This is a genomic window from Cupriavidus sp. 21MJTG02-4, from assembly GCF_057798975.1.
This window is the reverse complement of sequence record NZ_JBYOJP010000022.1, coordinates 44438-68748: the sequence shown is the minus strand read 5'-3', so window position 1 is coordinate 68748 and position 24311 is coordinate 44438. Positions and strand designations below refer to the sequence as shown.

The window sequence follows — 24311 nt, the reverse complement described above, 5'->3', positions numbered from 1 at the left end:
CATCGAAGTCGATGTTGTCGACTTGAGTCGGTGTGAGCAAATTGTTTGACATTTCAGTTCCCTCCAATCGAGGGGAAAGGTGAGGTGGGCCCAGAGGTGAAGGCAGCCGCCTCACAACTCGAAGCGATTGCGGCCGCAGCCTGCTTCACGGCGAGGGAAGCCGTGTCGACGAGATTGAACATGCGCGCGAACCCATGAGGAAGCCCGCGGGCGAGGTACAGGTCGACCTCGACACCCGCGTCACGCAATCGCCGCGCGTAGTCCTCACCTTCATCGCGCAGTACGTCGAACTCCGCAGTGGCGATCCAAGTGCGCGGCGAACCGGAAACGTCGGGAGTGCGCAGCACCGCGATGCGCTCGTTCGCCCATTCATTCGGCGATGCATAATGCTCAAAGAACCAACGCATGTCGTGCCGGGTAAGGGGCATACCATCGCTGTAGGCCAGATAACTTTCCCGCTCTATATCGCAATCTGTTACGGGATAGAAATAGGCTTGCAACGCTACGGGGATGCGGCCGCGGGCACCAAGTACGGCCGCGATGCCGAGGTTGGCGCCCGCGCTGTCGCCTGCAACAACCAGTGGTAGGCGCCGACCGAAGAAGGACATGCTCTCTCTGTTCGCCCAGGCGAGCGCATCGTCGACATCCTCCAGTCCGGCGGGAAATGGATGCTCCGGGGCGAGGCGGTAGTCCACCAACAGCAACGCGCAACCGCTGAGATGGGCCAGGGTGCGCGCCAAGCCATCAAAGTCATCGAGCGCGCCAAGAACCCACCCGCCGCCATGCAGGTAGAGCACAAGACCACGGGGGTCCGCCTGCGGGCGATAGAGTCGAGCCGGCACCGCACCCGAGCGCGTGGGCAATGAAAATGACTCCATCGCAACGCTCTCGGGGCCGCAGCCCAGGGCCACGCGCATCGCGGCCAACTGGGATCGTGCTTGCTCGGGTGTGCCGGCTGAGAGCGCCGGCCGGCCAGCAGCACGCATGGTTTCTAGCATATTTCGGACTACCGGATGTAGAGCCATGGCAAACTCCATGTTCGTTGTACTAGGTAGTTTTACGGAACCAGTACGACTCGTCCGACGACACGACCAGCCCGCAGGTCCTGTAACGCCGTATCGGCCTCGCCAAGCGGGCGACGGTCGATTGGCATCGCAATGCCCCCACGCTCACGCACCAGCGCAACGAGTTCACGCAGCTCTGCGGGACTGCCGATGTAGCTACCCTGCACGGTTACCGCCCTCATTGGCAGCAATGGAACGGGTAGCTGCATCGCGCCACCAAAAAGGCCGACAACGACGAGCTTGCCAACGCGGTCGAGCAGTTCAAAGCCCATGGCAGCCGATTCGCCGCTCCCGACCAAATCCAGAACGAACCGTACGGGATTGCCTAGCGCCGTGCGCACCTGCTGCACTGCGTCCACCGCTTTGGGATCGACGGCAGCGATGGCTCCAGCGGCAAGCGCAGCCTCCCGCTTGATTGCGTCGGGCTCAAGCACTACCGCCCCCGGTGCACCGAGAATGCGAAGCAGATTGAGCGCCATCAGCCCCAACCCCCCGGCGCCAATGATTACGATCCTTTCTTCGTGCAGCAGTGGGCCCGCCTTCTTCAGCGCGCTATAGGTGGTAAGACCAGAGCAGACCAAAGGTGCCGCCATCACGGGGTCCAAGCCATCGATGTTTACCAGGTAGCGCGGATGCGGTACGACAATGTGGTCGGCATATCCACCATCGCGATTCACACCCAAGAAGCGCGGCGCCACGCAAAGGTGTTCATCCCCATTGCTGCAGAAACGGCATTCGCCGCAGCCAATCCAGCTACAGATAGCGTGGCGGGAACCCACTTCCACACCTTCGGCAAGCGGCCCGAGTGAGACCACTTCACCGCTGGTCTCGTGCCCCATTACCAACGGAAAACGAATGCGCTCGGCCATCGAAATACTTTTCCCGCCGCCCAAGTCGTACTGACCTTCCCAGATGTGAGCATCGCTGTGACACATGCCGGCGCCTAACACTTTAAGCAGCACCTCGGTGCCCGTGGGGACAGGTGTAGGCCTGTCTGTCAGATTCAGCAATGACCCGAAGCCCTTCAGTTGCACACACTTCATCTCGATCTCCTCGAAGCTATTGTCGTTCGGCGCAATGCGATTGGAGCGCCGTTCTTAAGATAGGCGGCCGCGTTCAAAATCGACACGGGGGGGACGACACGATCAACTCGACGGGTGTGTTGGCCTCGTCGAGAAGACCGAATAACAATGCAACGGCTATGGGCTAACGCGGGGCGTCGTCGAGCGCTTCAAGTATCGGCGTGCGGATTTTGCCAAGACCGTCGGCATCCGGAGAGCGCCGATGGTTCCGGCGACCCCTCGGGGCAGCAACAGCACCGCGACAACGAAGACTGCACCCTGCACTACCGGCATCCACTGTGAAAGACCCTGCAGCCAGTTCTGCAGCGTTAGCATGAAGGCCGCGCCAAACAACGGTCCCAGTACGGTACCGATGCCACCGATGAGAGCCATCAGAATTACGTCACCTGAAGTGCTCCAGGACACATCCACTAATGTGGCAAGGCGGAACACCAGCACCTTTAATGAGCCGGCCAATCCTGCCAACGTAGCCGACATCACAAAGGCAACCAGCTTGTAGCGGTTGACCTGATACCCTAGCGATACCGCTCGCGCTTCGTTGTCGCGAATCGCCCGCAGTACTTGTCCATAGGGAGAATGTGCGATGCGGTAAGCCAGCAGGAAAGATGCAATGAAGCAGACAAGGACAACGTAGTAGAGGACCCGGTCATCAGCAATCGAGATCACGGAGAACAAGGCACCTCGCGGCACCGCCGAGATGCCGTCTTCACCCCCGGTAGCCGGCATTGCCACGCATGCATAGAAGAACAACTGCGCGAGCGCCAGTGTAATCATGGCGAAGTAGATTCCCTGGCGGCGAATCGCCACTACCCCTACCACCAGTCCCATCAGCGCGGCAACGGCGGTGCCTAGAAGGATCGCCACCTCGGTGGGCAGTGCCCACACTTTGAGCGCATGGGCCGTAACGTACGCAGAACCACCAAAGAACATCGCGTGGCCAAACGACAGTAGTCCCGCTTGCCCCACGAGAAGGTTAAAGGCCAAGGCGAAAAGCGCGAAGCACAACAGCTTGGTCAGGAAGATGGGATAGACCGCCAACGGTGCAAGTGCCAACAACGCGAGAAGGCCGAGAAACGCAACAGTCTTAGCCTGCCGGACACCACCTCTTGGTGCCCCTTCCCCTGTGCCGGTAGTCGCCATACCAACCATGCTTACGCTGTGGTTGACGCCAGCCTCTCTATCCCGCTTGAAGAGGATTACCGCGGTCATGATGAGAAAAATCACGACGCTGGACGCAGGTGGGTAGTACACCTTTGTGAGCGCCTCAAGCACCCCTAGACCGAAGCCGGTGAGAACCGAGCCGGGGATTGATCCCATTCCGCCGATGACGACCACAGCGAACACGGTGATAATCAGGCCCGAACCCATTGTTGGCTTGACTTGGTCCATTGGTGCGGCTAGCACCCCCGCCAAGGCCGCAAGCGCTACACCGAACCCATAGGTGAGCGTAATCATGCGCGGTACGTTAATGCCAAAGGTGCGCACCAGTTGCGGCCTTTCAGTCGCTGCGCGCAGATAGGAGCCAAGTCGGGTCCGCTCTATCATCAACCACGTGCCTAAGCATGCCCCCAGCGAGGCAGTGATAATCCACGCTCGATAGTAGGGTAAGAACATGAAGCCTGTATCGAGTCCGCCAGGAATCGGGTTGTCATAAGGCAAACCAGATGATCCATAGAACACCGACAGCAGACCTTCGGCGATCAGTGCCAGCCCAAAGGTAAGAAGTAGCTGGAACAACTCATCCATCTCGTAGACCCGCCGAAGCAACGTGCGCTCGGCCAGCATGCCCATGCCTGCGACAGACAGCGGCACTAGAACTAACGCACCCCAATACGGAATCTGGAAGTACTGCAGTGCCATCCATGCACCGAACGCCCCGATGGTGAACTGAGCCCCATGCGTGAAATTGATGAGCCGCAGCAAGCCAAAAATTACGGTCAGCCCGAGACTGAGCATTGCGTAGAAGGCCCCGTTTATCAGGCCCAGCGTAAGCTGCCCCGCCAAGGCCTGCAGGGGAACGCCGAAGATCTGGTCCATAGCGTCAGACACCGAGGTAAATCTGCAGGCTGTCTCGATCAGCCAGCAGAGAATCATTGAGAAACGAGTCAACCACTTGCCCGTGTTCGACAACATAGTGACGGTCTGCCACCGACATCGCGAACTCGAGGTTTTGCTCGACCAACAAGATGGTGTACCCACGCCGCCTAAGCTCGCGCAGCACGTTCCCGATGTGCTCCACGATGACTGGGGCCAATCCCTCCGTGGGTTCGTCGAGCAGGAGCAGGCGCGCGCCGGTGCGCAGGATCCGAGCGATTGCAAGCATCTGTTGTTCACCGCCAGAAAGCTTGGTGCCTGGGCTGCGCGCGCGCTCAGCTAAGCGTGGAAACAACGCATGCACCTCCTGCAACGACAGCCCGCCAGGGCAAAGCACGGGCGGCAGTAGCAGATTCTCTTGCACGTTCAGCGACGCAAAGATCCCGCGCTCCTCGGGGCAGTAGGCGATGCCCAGCGGCGCAATTTTCTCCGGCATCCGGTTGATCGTCTCGGTACCATTGACTTGCACACTGCCAGTACGTTGGCGCAGCAAACCGATGAGGGCTCTCATCGTGGTCGTCTTGCCAGCACCGTTGCGGCCTAGCAGCGTTACGATCTCGCCGCGCGGCACATCGAACGCCATGCCGTGCAGAACATGTGAAGGGCCATAGTGACCGTGCAACTCGTGAACACGTAAGGCCAGCTGAGTTTCAGACGTGGACATGGGCTCTTTTTCCGATATAGGCAGAGCGCACGCGCTCGTCTTGGGACACCTCGGGATAAGTGCCCTCCGCCAGCACCTGACCTTCGGCCAGCACGGTGATGCGGTCGGCCAGGTCGGCCACGACCCCCAGATTATGTTCGACCATCAGTACGGTGCGGCCAGCCGCGACACGCCGAATCAGTGCCGCGGTCGCAAGAACATCCTCGACTCCCATACCAGCCGTCGGCTCATCAAGCAGTAGCATCTGCGGATCCATCGCCAACGTCGTGGCGATCTCGAGCGCCCGCTTGCGGCCATAAGGCAGGTCCCCGGCGACGCTGTCGGCCAGCGAAGCCAGGCCGACGTCCTCCAGCAGACTTAGCGCACGATCGTCCAAAACCGCAAGCCGGCGGTCCGACTGCCAGAAGTACATCGACCTGCCGTGCCGCCTCTGCAGGGCTACACGCACGTTGTCCTTCACGGTCAACGTTGGGAAGATCGCCGAGATCTGGAAGCTTCTCACCATGCCCATCAAGGCGACACGAGCCGGTGAGAGCCGCGTGATGTCATGACCATCGAAGTGAATGCTGCCACCGCTGGGCTCCAACGCCTTTGTCAGCAGGTTGAAGCAGGTTGTCTTGCCAGCGCCATTAGGGCCAATCAAAGCGTGGATGCTGCCGCGGCGGACCTGCAGATTGACCTGCCGGACAGCGTGATAGCCGGAAAACTGCTTGGCAAGCCCGCGTGCCTCAATGATGTAGTCGGTCATCGCCTATCCCATCACTTGACGAGAGGACATGCTTTCCGATCCGCCGGCTCGAACGCCTGGCTCGCCGGCACCTTAGCGATCTGCGTGTAGATGTCCCATTCGCTCTTCGACTCCGAGGGCTTCTTTACCCGGAAGATGTAGAAGTCACGCAGCACGCGGCCATCCTCACGGATGGACCCGTTCTGTGTCATGAAGTCGTTGATCGGTGTGCTCTTCATCTTGGCTAGCACCGTCGCCGTGTCGTCCGTGCCGGCCGCAGCAACAGCCTTCAGATAGTGCATGACCGCGCCATACATACTCGCCTGAATCATGTTCGGCATGCGGTTCATGCGCTGCTTGTAGCGGCTGGCGAACTTTCGCGTCTCGTCGTTCTGGTCCCAGTAATAGGCCTCTGTGACCAGTAGATCCTGTGCCGGGCGCAGACCAAGCGCCTTCACATCATTGAGCACCAGGCTCAGCGGTGCGAGCTTCTGGCCTTTTGCGCGCAAACCGAACTCGTCGGCCTGCTTGATCATCGCTGCTGCGTGCGCAGTTGTGGTGGCCAGCGCGATGACATCGGCCTTTGAGGCCTGCGCCTGCAACAGTTGCGAGGAGAAATCGGAAGCACTAAATGGGTGGGTAGTGGAGCCGATGACTTTTCCTCCCCCCTGCTCGATAATGGCAGTGGCGTCGCGCTGCACGTTCTTGCCATAGCTGTAGTCCACGGTAATGAAATACCAGGTCTTTCCACCCGCGGCGAGCCCACCCTTTACCGCTCCAAGCGACTGGACATAGGTGTTGTACGTCCAGTGGATACCGTTGGGCGAGCAGTTCTTCCCCGTAAGGTCAGAGCTGGCAGAGCTGCCATATACTACGATCCGGTTCTTCTCGCGAGCGAGGTCTTGCACGCCCAGGGCCACGCTGGTGATGCCGATGTCGAAGATCGCGCGTACACCGTCGTCGTACCACTTCCTGGCAATAGTCAGGCCGGTATCGGGCTTGTTGAGGTGGTCTCCCTCGACGAGCTCGATTGGGCGTCCGAGCACCTTGCCGCCGAAATCCTCAATCGCAAGCTTTGCGGCAACCACCGAGCCAGGTCCGGCCAAGTCAACAACCAAGCCAGACATGTCGTTGAGAACGCCAATTTTTAGCGGCGCGACTGTTCCTTGTGCAGCTACCCCGGTTGTGGCAAGTGCGAAGCCGGCGAGAAGCACGCCAACAGCCATCAGGCGGCGCCTGCTTCCAGCTTTGGGTTCGGTGTTGAATGTATCCCTAGTCATTTCTGTCTCCTTTATGTGTGCGCCGGGGCGTCCAGTAGCGCCACCGGTCGTGCAAGCGTTCTCGCCTTAGGCGTGGTGAACGTATTTCTGATGCATGAACGCCTCTAGCCCTTCAGAGCCGCCTTCGTGGCCGTAACCGCTATCTTTCACACCGCCAAACGGGGCTTCGACGTGCGACACGGCAAACGAGTTGATACCAATGCCGCCTGCCTCCAGCCTCTCGCTCACTGCCATCGCAATCTCCGCTGATCGAGTGAAGGCGTATGCAGCGAGGCCATATGGATTGTCATTGGCGCGTTTCAGGCCGTCCTCTAGCGTGCTGAAGGCACTTGCCAGGGCCACTGGCCCGAAGGGCTCGACCTGCATCACACGTGCATCCGCTGGTGTATCCACCAGCAGTGTGGGCCGGAAGAAGCAGCCGCGACCGCCCACGGGCATACCACCGGCCGCTATGCTGCCACCTGCGCGCGCGGCTTCGCCGACGAGCTCGCCGACTGCCTGCAGCCGGCGCCGGTTCACTAACGGACCCATTTGGCTTTGTTCGAAGGTCCCGTCTCCGACTACCAAGCGATCGAGCTCCCTTGCGAACGCACCAATGAACCTGTCGTAAATGCCTTCCTGAACTAAGAAGCGCGTGGGTGAGGTACAGACTTGCCCCGCATTCCGAGTCTTGCCGACTACGCATGTGGCCACAGTGCGCTCCAGGTCTGCGTCGTCGAAAATGAGGACTGGTGCATGTCCTCCCAGTTCCAGCGTACAGGGCTTGGCGCTCTCGGCGGCCAAGTGCGCAAGCAATCGACCGACTGCAGTGGACCCCGTGAACGTGACCTTCCGAATGACGGGCGAAGCAATGAGGTACGACGACACCTCGGCAGGCACACCCAGCACCATGTTGAGAACCCCTTTGGGGAGGCCCGCATCGGCCAGTGCTTCAGCCAAGGCCAGCGCGGACGAAGGCGTCTCCTCCGACGGCTTCATTACCATCGTGCAGCCGGCCGCAAGCGCGGGGGCAATCTTGCGGGCCGGCAGCAGAGCCGGGAAGTTCCATGGGGTAAAGGCCGCCACCGGACCCAGAGGCTGCGGCAATACCATTTGCCGTGTACCGCGAACGCGCGCGGGCATCATCCGTCCATTGGCCCGCAACCCTTCGGCCGCGTACCATTCGAAGGTCTCAGCGCTGAGCTCCACCTCCAGCTGCGACTCACGCAGGGTCTTGCCCTGCTCTAACGTCATGCGAAGCGCGATCGCTGTCATGCGCTCGCGCAGCAGGGCCGCGGCACGCCTCAGCACTGCCGCACGTTCCTGCGCCGGCGTGTGGCGCCACACTTCGAATGAACGGGCCGCGGCGGCAAGCGCGTCGTCCAGGTCCTGCTTGCTGGCACGCGGCACCTCGGCCAGCATACTTTCGGTTGCCGGGTTAACCACTGCACCGACAACGCCATCGCCGCCTGTGCGCCAGCAGCCGTCAATAAACTGCTGGGGCGCAGGGTAGACCCCGTCTCGATTGGAACTCATCACTTGTCTCCAGTTTTTTCTATTGGGGGGCCGGGTTTCAGGTCAGGCTTGCTGGAAGGCCACACCCTTTTCCATCAGCGCACGAATGTCGTTGTCGGTGCATCCGATCTCGCGCAGGATGTCCATCGTGTGCTCCCCGCAAAGCGGCGGGATGCGCCTTTGCGGGGACCGCTCGCCGTCGAAGCGCAGTGGTTGTGCCACGCCCTTAAGCGGGCCGAAATGGTGGTGGTCGTAATGCAGCACCATGCCTGAAGCCTCCGTATGCGGATGGGCTGACATCTCGCCCAAGGTATTGACGGGCGAACATGGAATGCCGGCGTCATCGAGCAGGGACACCCAGAACTCGCGTCCGCGCCGGCGCAGCGTGACACTCACCAGGGCCTCAGTCTCCGCCCTCTGCCTAACGCGCGCTTCGTTGGTGCCTAGTTCATTGAGCGCGTAGCGGCTCTCCAGGCCGGCAAGGGCGCAGAATTTGCGCCAGAGGGTGTCGTTGGCAATGCCCAGAATCAGCGGACCGTCGGCCGTGTCGAAAACTCCATAGGGACAGAGAGAAGCGTGGCCCACGCCGGCCTTCCTGGGCTCGCAACCGCTCTCCCAGTAGTTCTGCAGAAAATAGGCGAGGAATGCCGCCGAGGTATCGAAGAGTGAGGCTTCGACCGTGCAACCCTCGCCGGTACGGTCGCGCCGGTTCAAGGCCGCCAGGATGCCGATCAGTGCATGCATACCTGTGCCTTGGTCAACTGGCGAAAAGGGACTCCGCATCGGTGGGCTGTCGGCCTCACCGGTGATTGACAGCATGCCGCTGAAGGCTTGCAGAATGAGATCGTAGCCCTTCCCGTGTCGCATAGGCCCGACCGAGCCGAAGCCTGAGATGCTGCAATGGATCAACCGAGGGTTTTGAGTTCTCAGGGTCTGCGCATCGACCTGCAGCCGGGCCGCAACGCCGGGCGCAAAGCTCTCGACAACGACGTCCGACTCTTGGGCCAAACGGTGCACAAGAGCACGGCCTTCATCACTCTTCAGGTCGATCGCGAGGCTGCGCTTGTTGCGATTTGCGCTTAGGAATGGTCCCGAAGCTCGTCGACCGTCCGGTGCCACACGAAACTCCGGCCAAGAGCGGGTATCGTCACCCAACCCTGGCGTTTCCACTTTGATTACATCAGCGCCCATGTCGCCCATGTACTGCGTGCACAGAGGTCCCGCCAGCACCCTGGAGAGATCGAGCACACGCACACCGGCCAGTAACGCCTTCGACATATCGGGGGTATCGGAAGTATCCATGTGCGTCATTGTGGAAAGAGAGGAATGATTTGTAAAATTAAATGTTCTTCACTATCCTTAACTTTTACTAATACTTAAAGTCATCTGTTGCCATGCACCTCTCTGACCATGTTCTGCGCAGCTTCCTGACTCTCGCGGAGAGTGGCCAATTCGTCGTCGCTGCTGAGCAGTGCCATATGACGCAGTCAGCGCTAAGCCAAATGATTTCGAAGCTGGAGGATCGCGTCGGTGTCTTGCTGTTCAACCGAGACTCACGGTCTGTGACCTTGACTGCTGAAGGTCATCGCCTGGTTGAAACCGCTCGCCGCATTACAAGCGAATTGGATCAGACTCTGGCAGATCTTCGCGATGTGGCCACGCTGCAGGCGGGATATGTCGCCTTGGCGGCCGTTCCGTCACTCGCTGTGACGTGGCTTCCCCGCATTTTTGGCCTGTACCGGAAACGGCACCCCGGTGTCCGGCTCCAGCTTTATGACCAGTCGTCGACGCGTTGCTTGGAACTGGTCCGTCAAAACATGGTCGACTTTGCGCTCAACTCGCAACCAGGAACGCCGCGTGAAGTTAACGCAGAGCTGCTTTTCGAGGAGCCCATGTACATGGTGTGCCCACCGGATCACCCTTTGGCCAAGGAGACATTAATTACACCGCGCATGATGCAGGGCGTGAAGTTTCTGCATATCCAAGGTACTGGCGGCACGCTAGTGCGCACAAACAAGGGATTGAAAGGAGCGCGACAAGTACTCCAGGAGGCCGGCATAGTTGAGACGGGTTTTGATGTAAGCACCCTTGCGACGCTTTCCGGCCTTGTTGCCGCGGGCCTCGGCGTGTGCCTGTCTCCACAGACGGCGCTCCCGCAGTTTAGTCTGCTCCCTACCGTTGCCGTGCGGATTAGTCCGAAGATGATGACGCGACCGATCTACTTCATCCATCGCAAGAATCACGCGCTAAACCCCGCCGCGCGGCAAATGCGAGAGATGCTGTTCAAGGAACAGCAGCAGACCTGAGTCCGCCCCCCGTCTCTACGGACAGCGTCATCCCAACCCTCCATGTCGAATCGAAAGCCATCCAATCAGTCTCGAGCTAACGCTCCAACATCTCTGTCGCGTTGGCTTCCGGATGGAGTTGGACTATCAGACATCTCATGATAGTATGCATGCATACTATATTTCGCGCAGCGCCCGTCCCTCCTTTTCCAATGATCATTTCCAAAATTGATGCCCTCTACGATCTTCTGCAGGAAGTAAAGGCACTGAGGCGCGCAGTTGAAATACGAGCTAATGTAGCATCGCACAATGCCATCAACCAAAAAGACCGCTGGGAAATGACACGTGTCCTGCTTGAAGACCATCTGCGCTCACCGGCAATGCGTGACCGCGTCATCGGTTATGCGACCGCTGCTGAGTTGGGAGTATTGGTCGACCCTCCTGATGTCGGCGCAGCCATCAGCGGCCTTGAGGGCTATCCGTTGCGTGTGCTATTTTGGACTGCACATCGCCGCATGCCTCGCACGTGGTACAGCATGGCTGCGCAACGGCAAAGCTGATCGAAAACGCTTTGAGAGCAATCGTTCTGGTGAGGGCAACTAGTGTTCCTCTGCGCGAATAGCGAGTATTTCCTTCCAAATGCCCCGGAAATTAGTAAGGGAACTCGGATTGGGCACCATCGACATTCTTGTCCTGTTTCAGCGACAAAAGATTGTTCTTGATCAGTGAAAGCATTCCCGCCAGTGCGTGCCGATCGTGAATGCCGAGACCAGCAAGCATAAGTTCACTCATCTCATTGCTCTTCACACGCATTTCGGAGATCAGTTTCACGCCCTTCCCCGATAGATACACACGCTTAGCTCTCCGGTCAAACTCGTCCCACCTTCGTTCCACGAGCGCCGCCGCCTCCAGCCGATCAACAAGCCCTCCGAGAGCCGCCTTGCCGAGCTCAAGATCGTTCGCCAAGTCGCTCTGAATCATGCCATCATGGCGAGACAAGTTCGCCAGGACCCACCACTGAGAACGCGTGATCCCTAAGGGCTTCATGAACTCATCGAAGACGGTTCGTCGAAGCCTTGATACATCATGCATCAGGAAGCCTAGCTTTTGATCCCAGTTATGACCCTCAATGGTCTTTCCGGAATCGCTAGCCTTAGAAGCGTTAACTTCGTTACCTCCAATAACATCGGAGGCTGCGCCGCCCGATTGACGCACACGCGAATGCCCCTTCTCCTTCTTCGCGGACGTATTGCGCGCGGAATTACTGGCAGCCCTATCGGACGCTTTGCTTGTAGTTGCTTTCACGCAGTACTCCACTTTAGGTCTGACGACCCGACTGCGCAGGCGGGGCGGCCCGCGCGAAGATTGGCTGACCCCGTATTATATACCAGCATACTAAATGGCATCAAACCGCCATGACTTGCTTGGCGACTCTGACGTCATTGAAACCGGCCCCAACAATCGGTGTTCCGACCGCATCCGAACTCTCGTGGCGTCGTGTCGTGATCATGGAAGAACTCAGGCGCCCCGTATAAGGCGCCTCAAAGTTACTCTGGCTGTATCCCCGCCTCATGCACTTTCTCGCCCCACACTGCCTTCTGCCTAGCAACGAATGCGCCGAAAGTGGATGCGGGAGCGGGTGTCGGCTCAGCACCTAATTTAATAAGTTTTTCGTGAATTTCGGGCGACGCAGCGATCTTATATAGCTCATCCGCCAATCGCCGCCGCACTGGTTCCGGCATCTTGGCTGGCCCAAAGATTCCCACCCAAGCCACGAGATCGAAGCCAGGCTTACCTAACGATTCAGACACAGTAGGAATATCAGGCGCCAACGCACTTCGCTTTTCCGAGGAGACCGCGAGTGCCTTCAAGTTGCCGGAACGAAGCTGGGCCGCGGCCGAGGCCAGATCAACGAACATAAAACCGGCTTGACCGCCTATAACGTCTGTCATTGCCTGCGGCGTGCTCTTGTATGGAACTGCCGCTGCGCCCATCCCCGTAATCTTGTTGAACGACGCCGCCGCGATCTGCCCGGTGCTATTACCGTAGGCATAGCTAATGGTCGCACGGTTGGCTTTTCCGTACTCAAGCAATCCCGCTACATTCCTCACCGGAAGTTTCGAGTTTACCACCAGCACGAATGGAAAATTACAAACCTGCACCAGAGGCGTAAAATCCGCGATAGGATCATATCTTAGCTTCCGGTACAAATATGGGTTGGATGAATGCGTCGTATTCGTGGCAAGGATAAGCGTGTAGCCATCGGGTTGGGCACGAGCGACATAATCCGCACCAATCTGACCCGAAGCGCCTGGTTTGTTCTCGACAATAACCGGCTGCGACAACGCCTTCTGAAGCTTCTCAGCAAACATTCTGGCAACAATATCGCTCGCGGTTCCTGCCGCAAAGGCCGTAATAATCCTGACCGGTTGGGATGGATAGTTTGTCTGAGCCAAGACATTTCCGGTGCACGTAAGCAATGCGCTTGTTGCAACGAAAGTAGTTTTGAATAAGAAACGCATCATCAATATCTCCTTGCGGCACATTGTATCTGTGCTCTACTGGTGATTTATTAGTAAATACTGGCCAAAATTCGTTGGGCCTGCTTCAAATGAGGACGATCTAACATCTCCCCATCCAGCTGCAATGTACCGACCCCGTCTGCATTACCAAATGCCTCTACAATTCGACGTGCACGCGCAATTTCAACCGGATCCGGCGTGAATGCTTCATTGATGATAGCGACCTGATCCGGATGAATTGCGATTTTCCCGGAAAAACCAGCACGCCGCGCCGTTGTGGCGTCGCGGCGCAATCCTTCCGGGTCGCGAAAATTTCCCCAAATTGTATCAATTGCCTCAACGCCGGCCGCACTTGCTCCTAGGAGACACAGGGATCGCGCCATCCGATACGTGAATTCATACTCGCCGGTGTCGATGCGGTTACTGCTCGCGCCAAGCGCCGCTGCGAGATCCTCCGCACCCCATGTTAGTGCACGCAAACGCTCACTCGAGCCACTATATCCACCCAGTTCGAACAGTGCTTGCGGAGTTTCCGTGGACACTGGCAGTATCCCAATTGATCCAGGACGAATACCCTCACGTGCCTCTAGCGCGCTCAAGTAGTGATCCAAGAGCGAAATATCACGGGCCCCACATCCCTTGGGCAGAAATATCCCTGCTGGCATGCCTTGAATCACCGCAGCTAAGTCCCCGAGCGCAAGGTTCGAACTCAAAGGATTGATTCGGACCCACAGCGCGGGTCCGGCGTCCTTCTGGCTCTTCAGATACTCGCGCACCATATCGCGCGCAAGATTCAGACGCGAAGGATCCACGGAGTCTTCAAGGTCGAGCACCAGGGCATCTGCTCCGGCACTTTCCGCCTTAGCCAGTTTCCGTTCACTGTCACCGGGCACGAACAAAAGGGATCTTAAAGGCATGACACGCTCCATTGAGATTTTAGCGGACTCAACGTCCTCTGAATTGCGGGGTCCTGCGTTCCGAAAATGCGCGAGTCCCCTCCTGAACATCCTCAGACTCTTGCAAAACCCTGAGAAAGACCTGCTCCATACGGAGCCCGGTAGCAAGATCGACATCGCGGCTGCGCAACGCAAGTTCCTTGGCCATCTGTACCGCCAAGGGAGCGTTTGCAGCCAAGCGACGCGCGTAGTCCTTGGCTGTGTCCATAAGCTCACTGATTGAAACAACCTGGTTCACCAGACCCCAACGATGTGCTGTGGCAGCATCGAACATATCGCCGATCAACAGCATCTCCATGGCAATCGCATGCGGCAACTGTTGAGCGATGCGTTGAGTGCCGCCATTGGCGGGAAACACCCCACGTTGCACTTCGCTCAAGCCAAACTTCGCCACATCCGTGCATACCCGAATGTCTGTGGACAGCAGCAGCGTCATTCCGCCGCCAAGGCAATAGCCGTTCACCGCCGCCACTACAGGCTTCCACAACTCGATCCCCCGATTGAGCAGTTGATTGGCTTGGGTATGCATCAATGTGGCAAGATCCGGCCGGCCGCTCACAAAGGACCTGAGATCTGCACCAGCACAGAATGCCTGCTCACCAGCACCTGTAATGATGGCAGCACGAATCGCTTCGTCGTCGCGCACGGTACGCCATGCTTTTGACAGCAAGCCGTAATGCTCTGCATCGAGTGCGTTACGTCGCTCAGGTCGATTGATGGTAATGGTTGCAATACCCCCTTCATCAACGGAAAAATCGATGGACATCCAATCTTCTCCCCACGCATTACCAACGACTGATCGCTTGAATTTTCTCCTCAGCCCACATGGGCTGAATTCCTGAACAGCGTTTCAACGCAGTCAGATAACACCATCAACCTCCGTAGACGATGGAGTTACGAAACGTCCGATTTCGTCCTCCGAATATCCCAGACTCGCCAGGACTTGGCGCGTGTGACTTCCCAAGGCAGGAGGTGGGCTTAGCGGTGTTGAGCGGTTTCCATCGAAACGCAAAGGTTGGGACACGAAGTTCAGATCGCAGTCATGCTGCGGGTCGAGCCGTTGGATCATTCCGCTTGCTTGAGTGTGCGGGTGTGAGATTGCCTCCCCCACGCTTAGAACGGGAGCGCACGGAATACCGGCCCGCGAAAAGCGGTCCATCCATTCATCACACCCGGCTTTGACGATCCTGGCTGAAACTTGCTGAAGAACTTCCTCTCGATGACGAACACGATCCGCATTCGATCGGTAGCGGGGGTCATCGGCCAATTCTGGAGCCTCCACCTCATCGCAGAAGGCGCGCCAAAGGGAATCATTTGCCACGCCCAAGAGTAGCGGCCGGTCCTTAGTCTCGAATACCTGGTAAGGGCAAAGAGATTCATGCGCTGAACCCCAGCGTTCGGGTTCTGTACCCCGCGCCCAATAGCTGTGCATGACATAAGCCATAAATGCCAGCGATGTATCGAACAGGGCCGCCTCAACATGAGTTCCTTCCCCCGTCTGGAAACGCTTGGCAACACCGGCAAGGATACCTATCGTCGCGTGCATACCGGTAGCCTGATCGATCGGGGAAATCGGACTTCTTACGGTGGCTCCTCCACTCTCTCCAGTTATCGACATCATCCCACTGAACGCCTGGAGGACGACGTCATAGCCTTTCCCGCTGCGAAGGGGCCCCTGGCTTCCAAAGCCAGATATGCTGCAGTAGACGATGTTCGGTCGTCTCCTTGCCACCGTTTCGTAGTCGATCCCAAGACGTCGCGCCACGCCGGGCCCATAACTCTCTACAACGATGTCAGCGGTATCGATGAGTCGCTGTGCGGCTTCATTTCCCAAGGGGGATTTCAGATCAAGAACGATGCTTTGCTTGCTACGATTTGCGCTCAGGAACACCGTACCAGTGCCATCGTGAAACGGCGGCCAGTGGCGAGTATCGTCTCCTCGAGGAGGCTCCACCTTAATGACCTCGGCCCCCATGTCGGCGAGATACTGCGTACAAAGCGGTCCTGCCAGAACTTTAGAAAAGTCAACAACCCGCATTCCTTTCAGTGCGTCCATTCTCTTCACTCCCCTGCACTATTACCAATCCCAACCACGCCTCGAAATTGAACTCTTTAGTTCTCCCAGACCGCTAGCTCGTCGTTTCATTGCGCGGAAGGAAGGCGATACATCAGGGCTGACCTCATGCAAGTGGCGACAACCTCATCACGCTGATTGAAGGCCGTGTGCTGAAAGACAACAATACCGTTTTCAGGTCGAGACTTGCTCTCTCTCTTTGAAAGTACTTTGGTTTCGGCGTGAAGAGTATCTCCAGCAAACACCGGCCGCGGAAAGCGCACTTCATCCCACCCGAGGTTACCAACTGTCGTACCCAGCGTGGTATCGCCAACAGAGATCCCTACCATTAGTCCGAGCGTGAACACGCTGTTCATCAACGGCTTGCCAAACTCTGTTCCCTTTGAATACTCCGCGTCCAGATGAATGGCTGCAGGATTGTGCGTCATAGCGCTGAAGAGCACATTGTCTGCATCCGTAACCGTGCGGCGAATCTCATGCCGAAACAGTTGCCCGACTTCGAACTGCTCGTAGTACAAACCTGCCATTTCAGTCTCCACATATAGTTCGCTACCATACTATATGCACGATTCCTTTCGTGCAAGCGGCGCTGTTCTGGGCGCAACGTCAAGCGCACTGGTGTTTACCCTATCTCCGTCCTGCTTCGGAGACAAAAAAGGCCCGTAAGGCACACTTCGCTCCGGCCAAGTCTCGGGTGTCCAACCTGGATACACCCAAGCTTTGTGGCGTTTTTGCACTCACTAGTCGCCACATCTATCGTATGCTAGGCTACTATATGTATGAGTATCTATTGGCCGCCTATCACGAAGCCTCGGGAACTGCACAGGTGCGCCGCGCCACGATGCTGGTGCGCGAGAGACCATTTTGAATAGTGGAATTCATCATGTTTGAGAGCCGAATCAATCGACAAGTCATTCTCCGGTCACGGCCCAATGGCATCCCGCGGCCCGAGCACTTTGAGATCGTGGAGGCAAGCCTTCCAACAGTGTCGGAAGGCGAAATCCTGGTTCGCAATGATTTCCTGTCTGTAGAGCCAGCAATGCGAGGCTGGGTGAATGCAGCAGCTAACTACTCCGAGGCCGTTAAGATTGGAGATGTCATGCGGGCATTCTCAGCGGGAGAGGTCCTTGTTTCGAAGCACAAGGATTACGCAGTGGGTGACAAAGTGATGGGCATGCTGGGATGGCAGGAGTACAGCGTAGCCACAAGCACTCAGATTCGACGCAAGGTCGTCGAAGATGACCTGCCGTTATCCCTTTCGCTTGGGGTCCTTGGCATTAATGGCATAACAGCGTACTTTGCGCTTACTGAGATCGCCCGTCCCCGACCTGGCGACACCATAGTGGTATCTACGGCGGCCGGATCGGTCGGCTCCGCTGTAGGGCAGCTTGCCAAGCTGGCGGGATGTCGCACGGTTGGTATAGCTGGCGGAAAGGCGAAGGTCAAAATGTGTCAAGAGGAATTTGGCTTCGATACCGCTATTGATTATCGCGACCCGAATTTTGAAGAGCAATTAATCGCTGCTTGCCCCAATGGAGTAGATATCTACCATGACAACACCAGTGGTGTCATTTCAGATACGGTACTAGGGCATATCAATAAAGGCGCGCGAATCGTTATCTGCGGCACAGCTTCCGTTTCCACGTGGGATCCATGGCCTTCGGCCCCGCGTATCGAACGACATCTTTTGAACAAAGCGGCTTCGATGCATGGATTCCTGGTTTGGGATTATGAGCATCGATATGACGAGGCCGTTTCGCGTCTAGCCTCGTGGGTTCGAGACGGCCGCTTGCGGTACCGCGAGGAAATCATCTGCGGTATCGAAAATGCCCCCAGGTCGATCGCTGAACTTTATGACGGAAAGAATTTGGGGAAGCGAATTATTCGCCTTGCTCATCAAAGATAGGTTTCATCGCTTTGTTACTATTAAATCTTCGGTTTTAAACATACACCATCTAATAACATTCCTCAGCAGGTAAGGGCAATTTACGCCCTTAAGCACACTAAATGGAGTACAGAATTGGACTTTTCATACACTGAAGATCAAGTTGCTATTCGCGACGCTGTTGAGGAAGTTTGCAAGCCCTTCAACGACGAGTATTGGCTTGCCAAGGATAGAGAGGGAGGTTTCCCCGAAGACTTCTACGCCGCCATGGCCGGCGCCGGCTGGCTGGGGATCGCCATGCCAGCCGAGTATGGCGGTGCGGGTCTTGGGATTAGCGAAGCCGCTCTCATGATGGAGACAGTCTCCGCCTCCGGAGCCGGATTGTCGGGAGCATCGGCCATCCACATGAACGTATTCGGACTTCATCCAGTAGTCGTTCATGGCAATAAGGAGCAAAAGGAGCGGTGGTTACCTCCGATCATTGAAGGTCGCGCGAAGGCGTGCTTCGGTGTGACGGAACCCAACACGGGTCTAAACACGCTCAAGCTCAAAACGACGGCCGTACGGAGGGGCGATCGATACGTGGTGAATGGGCAGAAGGTTTGGATTTCCACCGCCCAGGTTGCCCACAAGATCATGTTGCTCGCAAGAACCACCCCAATCGAGGAAGTCACGTCCCCCTCTCAGGGACTTAGCCTCTTTTACACCGATCTTGACCGCACCAAGATCGAAGTCAGAGAGATAGAAAAACTCGGACGAAAGGCAGTGGACTCCAACCAGTTGTTCATTGATGGACTCGAGATTCCCGTGGAAGATCGAATTGGCGAGGAGGGAAAAGGCTTCGAGTATATCTTGCACGGCCTGAACCCCGAGCGCGTGTTGCTCGCAGCTGAAGCGACGGGCCTTGGACGGGCTGCCTTGAAACGAGCTGCGTCGTATGCCGGTGAACGCGTGGTATTCGATCGTCCCATCGGTAAAAATCAGGGCGTGCAACATCCCTTGGCGATGCGATGGGTTGAGCTTGAGGCAGCCGCGCTGCTGTATCAACGTGCTGCATGGCTATACGACCAAGGCAAGCCATGCGGCGCAGAGGCAAACGCTGCAAAGCTCTTTTGCGCCGAAGCTGGCTTCCAAGCCTGTGAAACAGCGGTATTGACGCACGGTGGCATGGGATATGCGAAGGAGTATCACGTGGAGCGTTACTTCCGAGAATCGATGTTGCCACGCATCGCTCCGATTTCACCTCAACTGATTCTTTGCTTCATTGCGGAAAAGGTTCTAGGTTTGCCGAAATCATATTGATATTTCTGACAAAAAGGAGACAAGTATGAAAAAACCTAACAAAGTCATTATAAGTTGTGCTGTAACTGGCGCCATTCACACTCCTTCGATGTCCACGCATCTGCCTGTGACCCCCGAGCAGATCGCTGAATCGTCGATTGCAGCTGCAGAGGCTGGAGCCGCCATTATTCACTTGCACGCTCGGGATCCAATCACTGGGAAGCCGGATCAACGACCGGAGGCATTTCTCCCCTTTCTTGGCCCGATCAAGGAAGGCTGCGACGCTGTAATCAACCTCACAACTGGCGGCTCTCCGTACATGTCGGTTCAGGAGCGGATCCAGCCCGCGCTCGTTTTTCAACCGGAGGTGGCATCGCTCAACATGGGTTCGATGAACTTCGGATTGTTTCCGATGTTGAACCGATTCAAGGAGTTTAAGCACGACTGGGAACGGTCTTACTTGGAAGGTAGCCGCGACCTGATCTTTCGCAATACTTTCGGTGATATCGAGACGGCACTGCTTGAACTCTCATCATCTGGCACCCGCTATGAGTTCGAGTGCTATGACACGTCTCACCTCTATAACCTTGCCCACTTCATCGACCGCGGCCTGGTGAAGCCGCCCTTCTTTCTTCAGACAGTCTTTGGCATTCTCGGTGGCATCGGCTCTCACCCGGAAGACGTCATGCATATGAAACGAACAGCAGACCGTTTGTTTGGCAAGGACTACCGGTGGTCAGTGCTTGGTGCGGGCAGGAACCAGATGACGGTGGCGGCCATGGCAGCCTCAATGGGCGGTCACGTCCGAGTAGGTCTGGAAGACAGTCTCTGGATCGGCGCGGGTCAGTTAGCTCGTTCGAATGCAGAACAGGTTCGCAGGGTGCGAGAAATTCTGGAGGGACTCGGGCTAGAGATCGCCACACCTTCCGAGGCCAGGGAGATCCTGGCCTTGAAGGGCGCAGAGAAAGTCGCCTTTTAGTACACGGTGGATGAACCCACCGCTCCGACTCGTTCATCTCAGACCACCGGCCGTGATCGTATGCGAAGGAATGTGGGCTCGAACAGTACTACCCATGGATGCATCCAACGTTATTCCCGATCATAACGAGTCGCCCCCACATCCTCTGGAAGTCGTTCTCTCAGCGACTTCCATGGATGCGGTAACGATGTTTTTAAAGGCAGATAAAGGGGTGCTGGGAGTAGCGCTATGATGTTTGTTTGTTGCACTATTTATCGGCATCCTGAAGTCGGCGATTGAAATGGCGGCCAACAAATTTCTATAGGTCGCAATATAACAATTCATTAATGGAGATGTTTCAGTATGAAAAATTCGCTTATCGCGCTGGGAGCATTGGGCGCGTTTGCTGGTACGGCACAAGCGCAATCGAGCGTGACGCTTTATGGCGTGATGGACGCCAACATCGAATACGTTAATAACATTGGCGCAGTACCGGTTGCCGCCAACAACTTCAATCGCGGCCCGGCCCAATCCGTTACCCGCATGGATGCGGGTGGCCTGTCCGGATCACGCTGGGGCTTGCGCGGCACCGAGGATCTCGGCGGAGGCCTGAAGGCCGTGTTCGTGCTCGAAAGCGGCTTCAGCAGCGACAGCGGCGGCCTCCAGCAGAGTGGCCGCCTATTTGGTCGCCAGTCCTTCGTGGGTCTGCAAAGTAGTAGCGTTGGGCAGTTCACTTTCGGCCGCCAGTACGTTTCGATGTTCGACGCTCTGGCCAACTTCTCCCCTACTGCCTATTCAACCCAATACGAGCCTGTCGTACTGCAGCAAGGTCCGAACTACCGCGAGGACAACACCATCAAGTACACCGGCACGTTTGGTCCGATCACCGCAGGAGCCCACTGGTCGTTCGGGACTGGCGTAGCCTTGCCGGCTACGGTTGGTGTGGCAACGCCGATCGGGGGCAACGGTGAAGTCCCGGGCGCGTTCCGGCGCGATACGGGTTACGGTGCGGCCGTGGCTTACGGTGCCGGCCCGTTCGGTGCGACCATTGGTTACGACCAATGGAATCCGACTATTGGTACCGGCAACGGCGCCATCAAGAAGGCTGCGGTCGCCGCTAGCTATACGTATGGCTCGGCCAAGATCATGGGCGGCTATCGTTGGGGCCAGCAAAAGAACGCAGCGGACGTACTGATTCAGCGTGATGATTTCTACTGGATCGGTGCCAACTATCAGGTTACCCCGGCCATCGGGCTGACACTCGAATATAACTACGACAATATCAAGAGCCTGTTCGGTGACACACACGTCGCCAACCCGTGGCAGATCGCCTTCATGGCGAACTATGCCTTCTCCAAGCGTACCGATGTGTACCTGACCACGGCCTACGCGAAGAACGCCGGCCTCACGATGGAGTCTCTGGCTACCACGTTCGCAACCAGCCTTGCCAGTGGCAACAGCTACGCGTTGGGCAATGGTCAGAGCTCAATGTTCGGCGCTGCCGTGGGTATCCGCCACAAGTTCTGAATGCATATTTCGTGCGCCTGCCCTGCGTGAAAAGCTAATGGAAAGGCCGCCACCCGGCCGGCGAATCGCCGGCGGGTGTCTTGAATGAGTGTACGAAAGAATGGAGGCTGATTTCGTCAGGCACCGTGACTTGTGTTGAAAATCGTCATTCATGCGAGCCGCGCTCAGCAAATGCTAAGCAACTTCCGGTGGGGCGTTACGCACCTCTGCGAAGCAACTGCGATTTGTCCCACTTCGACGTAGTCTCACGAATGCCGAGCATCTAGGTTCCCCGACGTTGACTTTCATCAACTATCAGAAAGCGTACGAAATCAGAGGGACTCTGACGCAGTGGGTGTGGTCGAGGTCGAGGGTCGTAACCAATATTCGCGCGGGTGTGGGCTATCTGCTCGGCCCCCAGGGCGCGTACTCGGACGCCCGGGTCGTGCCGGCTGAGGTGCTGATTCCGCTGCCTGATGGCGTCTCGGACCAGCCCGCGTCTACGCTCATGATGAAGGGCATGACGGCGCAAAACCTGCTCCGACAGGTCTACCCGCTCCAGGGCAGTGAGACCATCCTCTATTACGCTGCGGCGGACGGCGTGGGCCTCATTGCCTGCACGCTCCGCGCGGCGGAACTTGCGGATGGAGCGAACGCGTCGGCTGTCATGGCTTAACACCTGCGGCGCACTCACCAGTTCTGGTGTTTCCAAACTCGAATGCCGGCCTTCTGCATGACACTTTCCACGGCACTCGGGCTTCACGGGTTCCACAGGGCACGCCTGTGGAACTCCCTTTTTCTGTGAGCCGCTTCGCTGATGTTGAAGATCGTCATTCATGTGCCGCGCTCATCATTCACGCGAGCGTGCCTTTTTCCCCCATCATTCATTTCGAGTTGGATTCGAAGTCTAGCAGGCCGCTTAAGTACCTATGTCGGATGTCAGCGTGACAACTGACTGAAGCGTTCATTTGATGCTAGGTCGCCCAATTGACGCTAAGTCGTATTAAGTTAAATTGACAATTCTTCTTCTCACGGAGAGCAAGAAATATTGTCAATTCAATGGCATGATTGCAGTATTCTGTGCGACCTCCGGCCGGATTCCGGCATGGAATAGTCACTTCATTATGCGCCACGGCGATTTGGTAGGTGGCAAACCGGTTCAGGACGATTGGCGGATTTCGGCATAGAAGTCGCGCTCCGGCGTCTTTACACTGCGGGCAAATGATCGCCGACATCGCTCGGCGTCGCCTCAACCGCCGCCCGCACGAGTTCCCTGCCATGTATAGCGACTACACCGAAGAGCAAACCATGATCCGCGACAGCGCGCGCGCCTTTGCCAGCGAGCGCCTCGCCGCGGGCGCCGCCGAGTGGGACCGCGCCGCCCGGCTGCCCCAAGACGTGGTTGCCGACATGGGCGCGCTGGGCCTGCTGGGCATGATCGTGCCGGAGGAATGGGGCGGCACCTATACCGACTACGTGGCGTATGCGCTGGCCATCGAGGAAATCGCCGCCGGCTGCGCTGCGTGCGCCACGCTCATGAGCGTGCACAATTCGGTAGGTTGCGGGCCGGTCCTGCACTACGGTACCGACGCCCAGAAGCAGCGCTACCTGCCACGCCTGGCCAGCGGCGAAGTCATCGGCGCCTTCTGCCTGACCGAACCGCAGGCAGGCTCCGAAGCCCACAACCTGCGCACGCGCGCCCAGCCCACCGAGCGCGGCTGGGTGCTGAACGGCAGCAAGCAGTTCGTCACCAACGGCCAGCGCGCCGGCGTGGCCGTGGTGTTCGCCGCCACGGAGCCGGAACGAGGCAAGAAGGGCCTCTCCGCCTTCCTGGTGCCGACGGACACACCGGGCTTTATCGTCCACGCGCCCGAGAAGAAGCTGGGCATCCGCGCCTCGGACACCTGCGCCATCACACTGGAAGACTGCGAAGTGCCGCATGACGCGCTGCTGGGCGAGCCCGGCGAGGGCCTGCGCATCGCGCTGTCCAACCTGGAGGGCGGGCGCATCGGCATCGCCGCACAGGCCATCGGCATCGCGCGCTCAGCGTTCGAGGCCGCGTGCCGCTATGCGTCGGAGCGCGTGCAGTTTGGCCGGCCTTTGCGCGAGCACCCGCCCATCGCCAACATGCTGGCCGATATGGCCACCGAACTCAACGCCGCGCGTCTGCTCGTGCATCGCGCCGCACGGATGCGCACGCAAGGGCTGCCCTGCCTGTCGGAAGCGTCGCAGGCCAAGCTGTACGCGTCCGAGCTGGCCGAGCGGGTCTGCTCCAAGGCACTGCAGATCCACGGCGGCTATGGCTACCTCGAGGACTACCCCGTCGAACGCCACTACCGCGACGCGCGCATTACGCAGATCTACGAAGGCACCAGCGAGATCCAGCGCATGCTGATCGCGCGCAGCCTGTAGCACCGACTTGCCCTATCGAATCGCCTC

The 24311-nt window shown here is 57.8% G+C and carries 21 protein-coding genes and 1 pseudogene; 8 read left to right on the top strand and 14 right to left on the bottom strand.

The features are described from left to right. Window positions 1-53: 53 nt before the first annotated feature. From AC3FKH_RS30600 to AC3FKH_RS30565, 8 genes are all read right to left on the bottom strand, one after another. Window positions 54-1025, bottom strand: coding sequence for an alpha/beta hydrolase (locus AC3FKH_RS30600; protein ID WP_488679440.1), 972 nt, complete (start codon window positions 1023-1025; stop codon window positions 54-56). A 32-nt stretch (window positions 1026-1057) separates the two neighbouring features. Further along, window positions 1058-2107: an alcohol dehydrogenase gene (locus AC3FKH_RS30595; RefSeq protein ID WP_488679439.1), complete on the bottom strand. Its 1050-nt coding sequence runs from the start codon at window positions 2105-2107 to the stop codon at window positions 1058-1060. A 156-nt stretch (window positions 2108-2263) separates the two neighbouring features. Then, entirely contained in the window at window positions 2264-4183 is a 1920-nt protein-coding gene (locus AC3FKH_RS30590) for an ABC transporter permease (protein WP_488679438.1), read from the bottom strand. Between the two features lie 4 nt (window positions 4184-4187). Next, window positions 4188-4904: an ABC transporter ATP-binding protein gene (locus AC3FKH_RS30585; RefSeq protein ID WP_488679437.1), complete on the bottom strand. Its 717-nt coding sequence runs from the start codon at window positions 4902-4904 to the stop codon at window positions 4188-4190. Continuing rightward, a complete protein-coding gene (locus tag AC3FKH_RS30580; protein ID WP_488679436.1) occupies window positions 4891-5652 on the bottom strand; it encodes an ABC transporter ATP-binding protein in 762 nt (253 codons plus the stop codon). The genes AC3FKH_RS30585 and AC3FKH_RS30580 overlap by 14 nt, the downstream gene beginning before the upstream one ends. A gap of 11 nt (window positions 5653-5663) precedes the next feature. Further along, complete coding sequence (locus AC3FKH_RS30575) at window positions 5664-6911, bottom strand: ABC transporter substrate-binding protein (RefSeq protein WP_488679435.1); 1248 nt, start codon at window positions 6909-6911, stop codon at window positions 5664-5666. A 66-nt stretch (window positions 6912-6977) separates the two neighbouring features. Continuing rightward, entirely contained in the window at window positions 6978-8426 is a 1449-nt protein-coding gene (locus AC3FKH_RS30570) for an NAD-dependent succinate-semialdehyde dehydrogenase (protein ID WP_488679434.1), read from the bottom strand. Window positions 8427-8468: 42 nt separating this feature from the next. Then, a complete protein-coding gene (locus AC3FKH_RS30565; RefSeq protein ID WP_488679433.1) occupies window positions 8469-9707 on the bottom strand; it encodes a CaiB/BaiF CoA transferase family protein in 1239 nt (412 codons plus the stop codon). 92 nt (window positions 9708-9799) lie between these two features. Here AC3FKH_RS30565 and AC3FKH_RS30560 point away from each other — a divergent pair, with 92 nt between their 5' ends. Together AC3FKH_RS30560 and AC3FKH_RS30555 are read left to right on the top strand one after the other, a co-directional pair. Beyond that, window positions 9800-10711, top strand: a complete 912-nt coding sequence (locus AC3FKH_RS30560; protein ID WP_488679431.1) for a LysR family transcriptional regulator — start codon at window positions 9800-9802, stop codon at window positions 10709-10711. Between the two features lie 191 nt (window positions 10712-10902). Continuing rightward, window positions 10903-11250, top strand: a complete 348-nt coding sequence (locus tag AC3FKH_RS30555) for a hypothetical protein (RefSeq protein ID WP_488679429.1) — start codon at window positions 10903-10905, stop codon at window positions 11248-11250. Between the two features lie 91 nt (window positions 11251-11341). On the opposite strand, the gene AC3FKH_RS30550 is transcribed toward AC3FKH_RS30555, so the two are convergent. The 6 genes from AC3FKH_RS30550 to AC3FKH_RS30525 form a co-directional block, all read right to left on the bottom strand. Next, window positions 11342-11995, bottom strand: coding sequence for a MarR family winged helix-turn-helix transcriptional regulator (locus tag AC3FKH_RS30550; RefSeq protein ID WP_488679428.1), 654 nt, complete (start codon window positions 11993-11995; stop codon window positions 11342-11344). Window positions 11996-12237: 242 nt separating this feature from the next. After that, entirely contained in the window at window positions 12238-13215 is a 978-nt protein-coding gene (locus AC3FKH_RS30545) for a Bug family tripartite tricarboxylate transporter substrate binding protein (protein ID WP_488679427.1), read from the bottom strand. Between the two features lie 47 nt (window positions 13216-13262). Beyond that, entirely contained in the window at window positions 13263-14129 is an 867-nt protein-coding gene (locus AC3FKH_RS30540; protein WP_488679426.1) for an HpcH/HpaI aldolase/citrate lyase family protein, read from the bottom strand. 28 nt (window positions 14130-14157) lie between these two features. Then, the gene (locus AC3FKH_RS30535) at window positions 14158-14934 is read right to left on the bottom strand and encodes an enoyl-CoA hydratase/isomerase family protein (RefSeq protein ID WP_488679425.1); all 777 of its coding nucleotides are present in this window, start codon (window positions 14932-14934) and stop codon (window positions 14158-14160) included. Window positions 14935-15027: 93 nt separating this feature from the next. Beyond that, a complete protein-coding gene (locus AC3FKH_RS30530) occupies window positions 15028-16224 on the bottom strand; it encodes a CaiB/BaiF CoA transferase family protein (protein ID WP_488679424.1) in 1197 nt (398 codons plus the stop codon). An 86-nt stretch (window positions 16225-16310) separates the two neighbouring features. Further along, complete coding sequence (locus AC3FKH_RS30525) at window positions 16311-16769, bottom strand: MaoC family dehydratase (protein ID WP_488679423.1); 459 nt, start codon at window positions 16767-16769, stop codon at window positions 16311-16313. Between the two features lie 356 nt (window positions 16770-17125). Between AC3FKH_RS30525 and AC3FKH_RS30520 the strand changes: the two genes are divergently transcribed. The 6 genes and pseudogenes from AC3FKH_RS30520 (at window position 17126) to AC3FKH_RS30495 (ending at window position 24284) form a co-directional block, all read left to right on the top strand. Next, window positions 17126-18148: an NADP-dependent oxidoreductase gene (locus AC3FKH_RS30520; RefSeq protein ID WP_488679422.1), complete on the top strand. Its 1023-nt coding sequence runs from the start codon at window positions 17126-17128 to the stop codon at window positions 18146-18148. 114 nt (window positions 18149-18262) lie between these two features. Further along, window positions 18263-19429, top strand: a complete 1167-nt coding sequence (locus AC3FKH_RS30515) for an acyl-CoA dehydrogenase family protein (RefSeq protein WP_488679421.1) — start codon at window positions 18263-18265, stop codon at window positions 19427-19429. Between the two features lie 25 nt (window positions 19430-19454). Next, window positions 19455-20387 (top strand): 3,5-dioxohexanoate:acetyl-CoA acetone transferase, encoded by a 933-nt coding sequence (kce, locus tag AC3FKH_RS30510; RefSeq protein ID WP_488679420.1) that lies wholly within the window; start codon window positions 19455-19457, stop codon window positions 20385-20387. Window positions 20388-20729: 342 nt separating this feature from the next. Continuing rightward, window positions 20730-21893 carry a porin gene (locus tag AC3FKH_RS30505; RefSeq protein WP_488679419.1) on the top strand — a complete coding sequence of 388 codons (1164 nt, stop codon included), beginning with the start codon at window positions 20730-20732 and terminating at the stop codon, window positions 21891-21893. Between the two features lie 315 nt (window positions 21894-22208). Then, a pseudogene (locus AC3FKH_RS30500) lies at window positions 22209-22491 on the top strand (quinone oxidoreductase); the annotation flags it as partial. Between the two features lie 659 nt (window positions 22492-23150). Further along, on the top strand, window positions 23151-24284 hold the full coding sequence (locus AC3FKH_RS30495) for an acyl-CoA dehydrogenase family protein (RefSeq protein ID WP_488679418.1): 1134 nt from the start codon (window positions 23151-23153) through the stop codon (window positions 24282-24284). Window positions 24285-24311 lie beyond the last annotated feature (27 nt).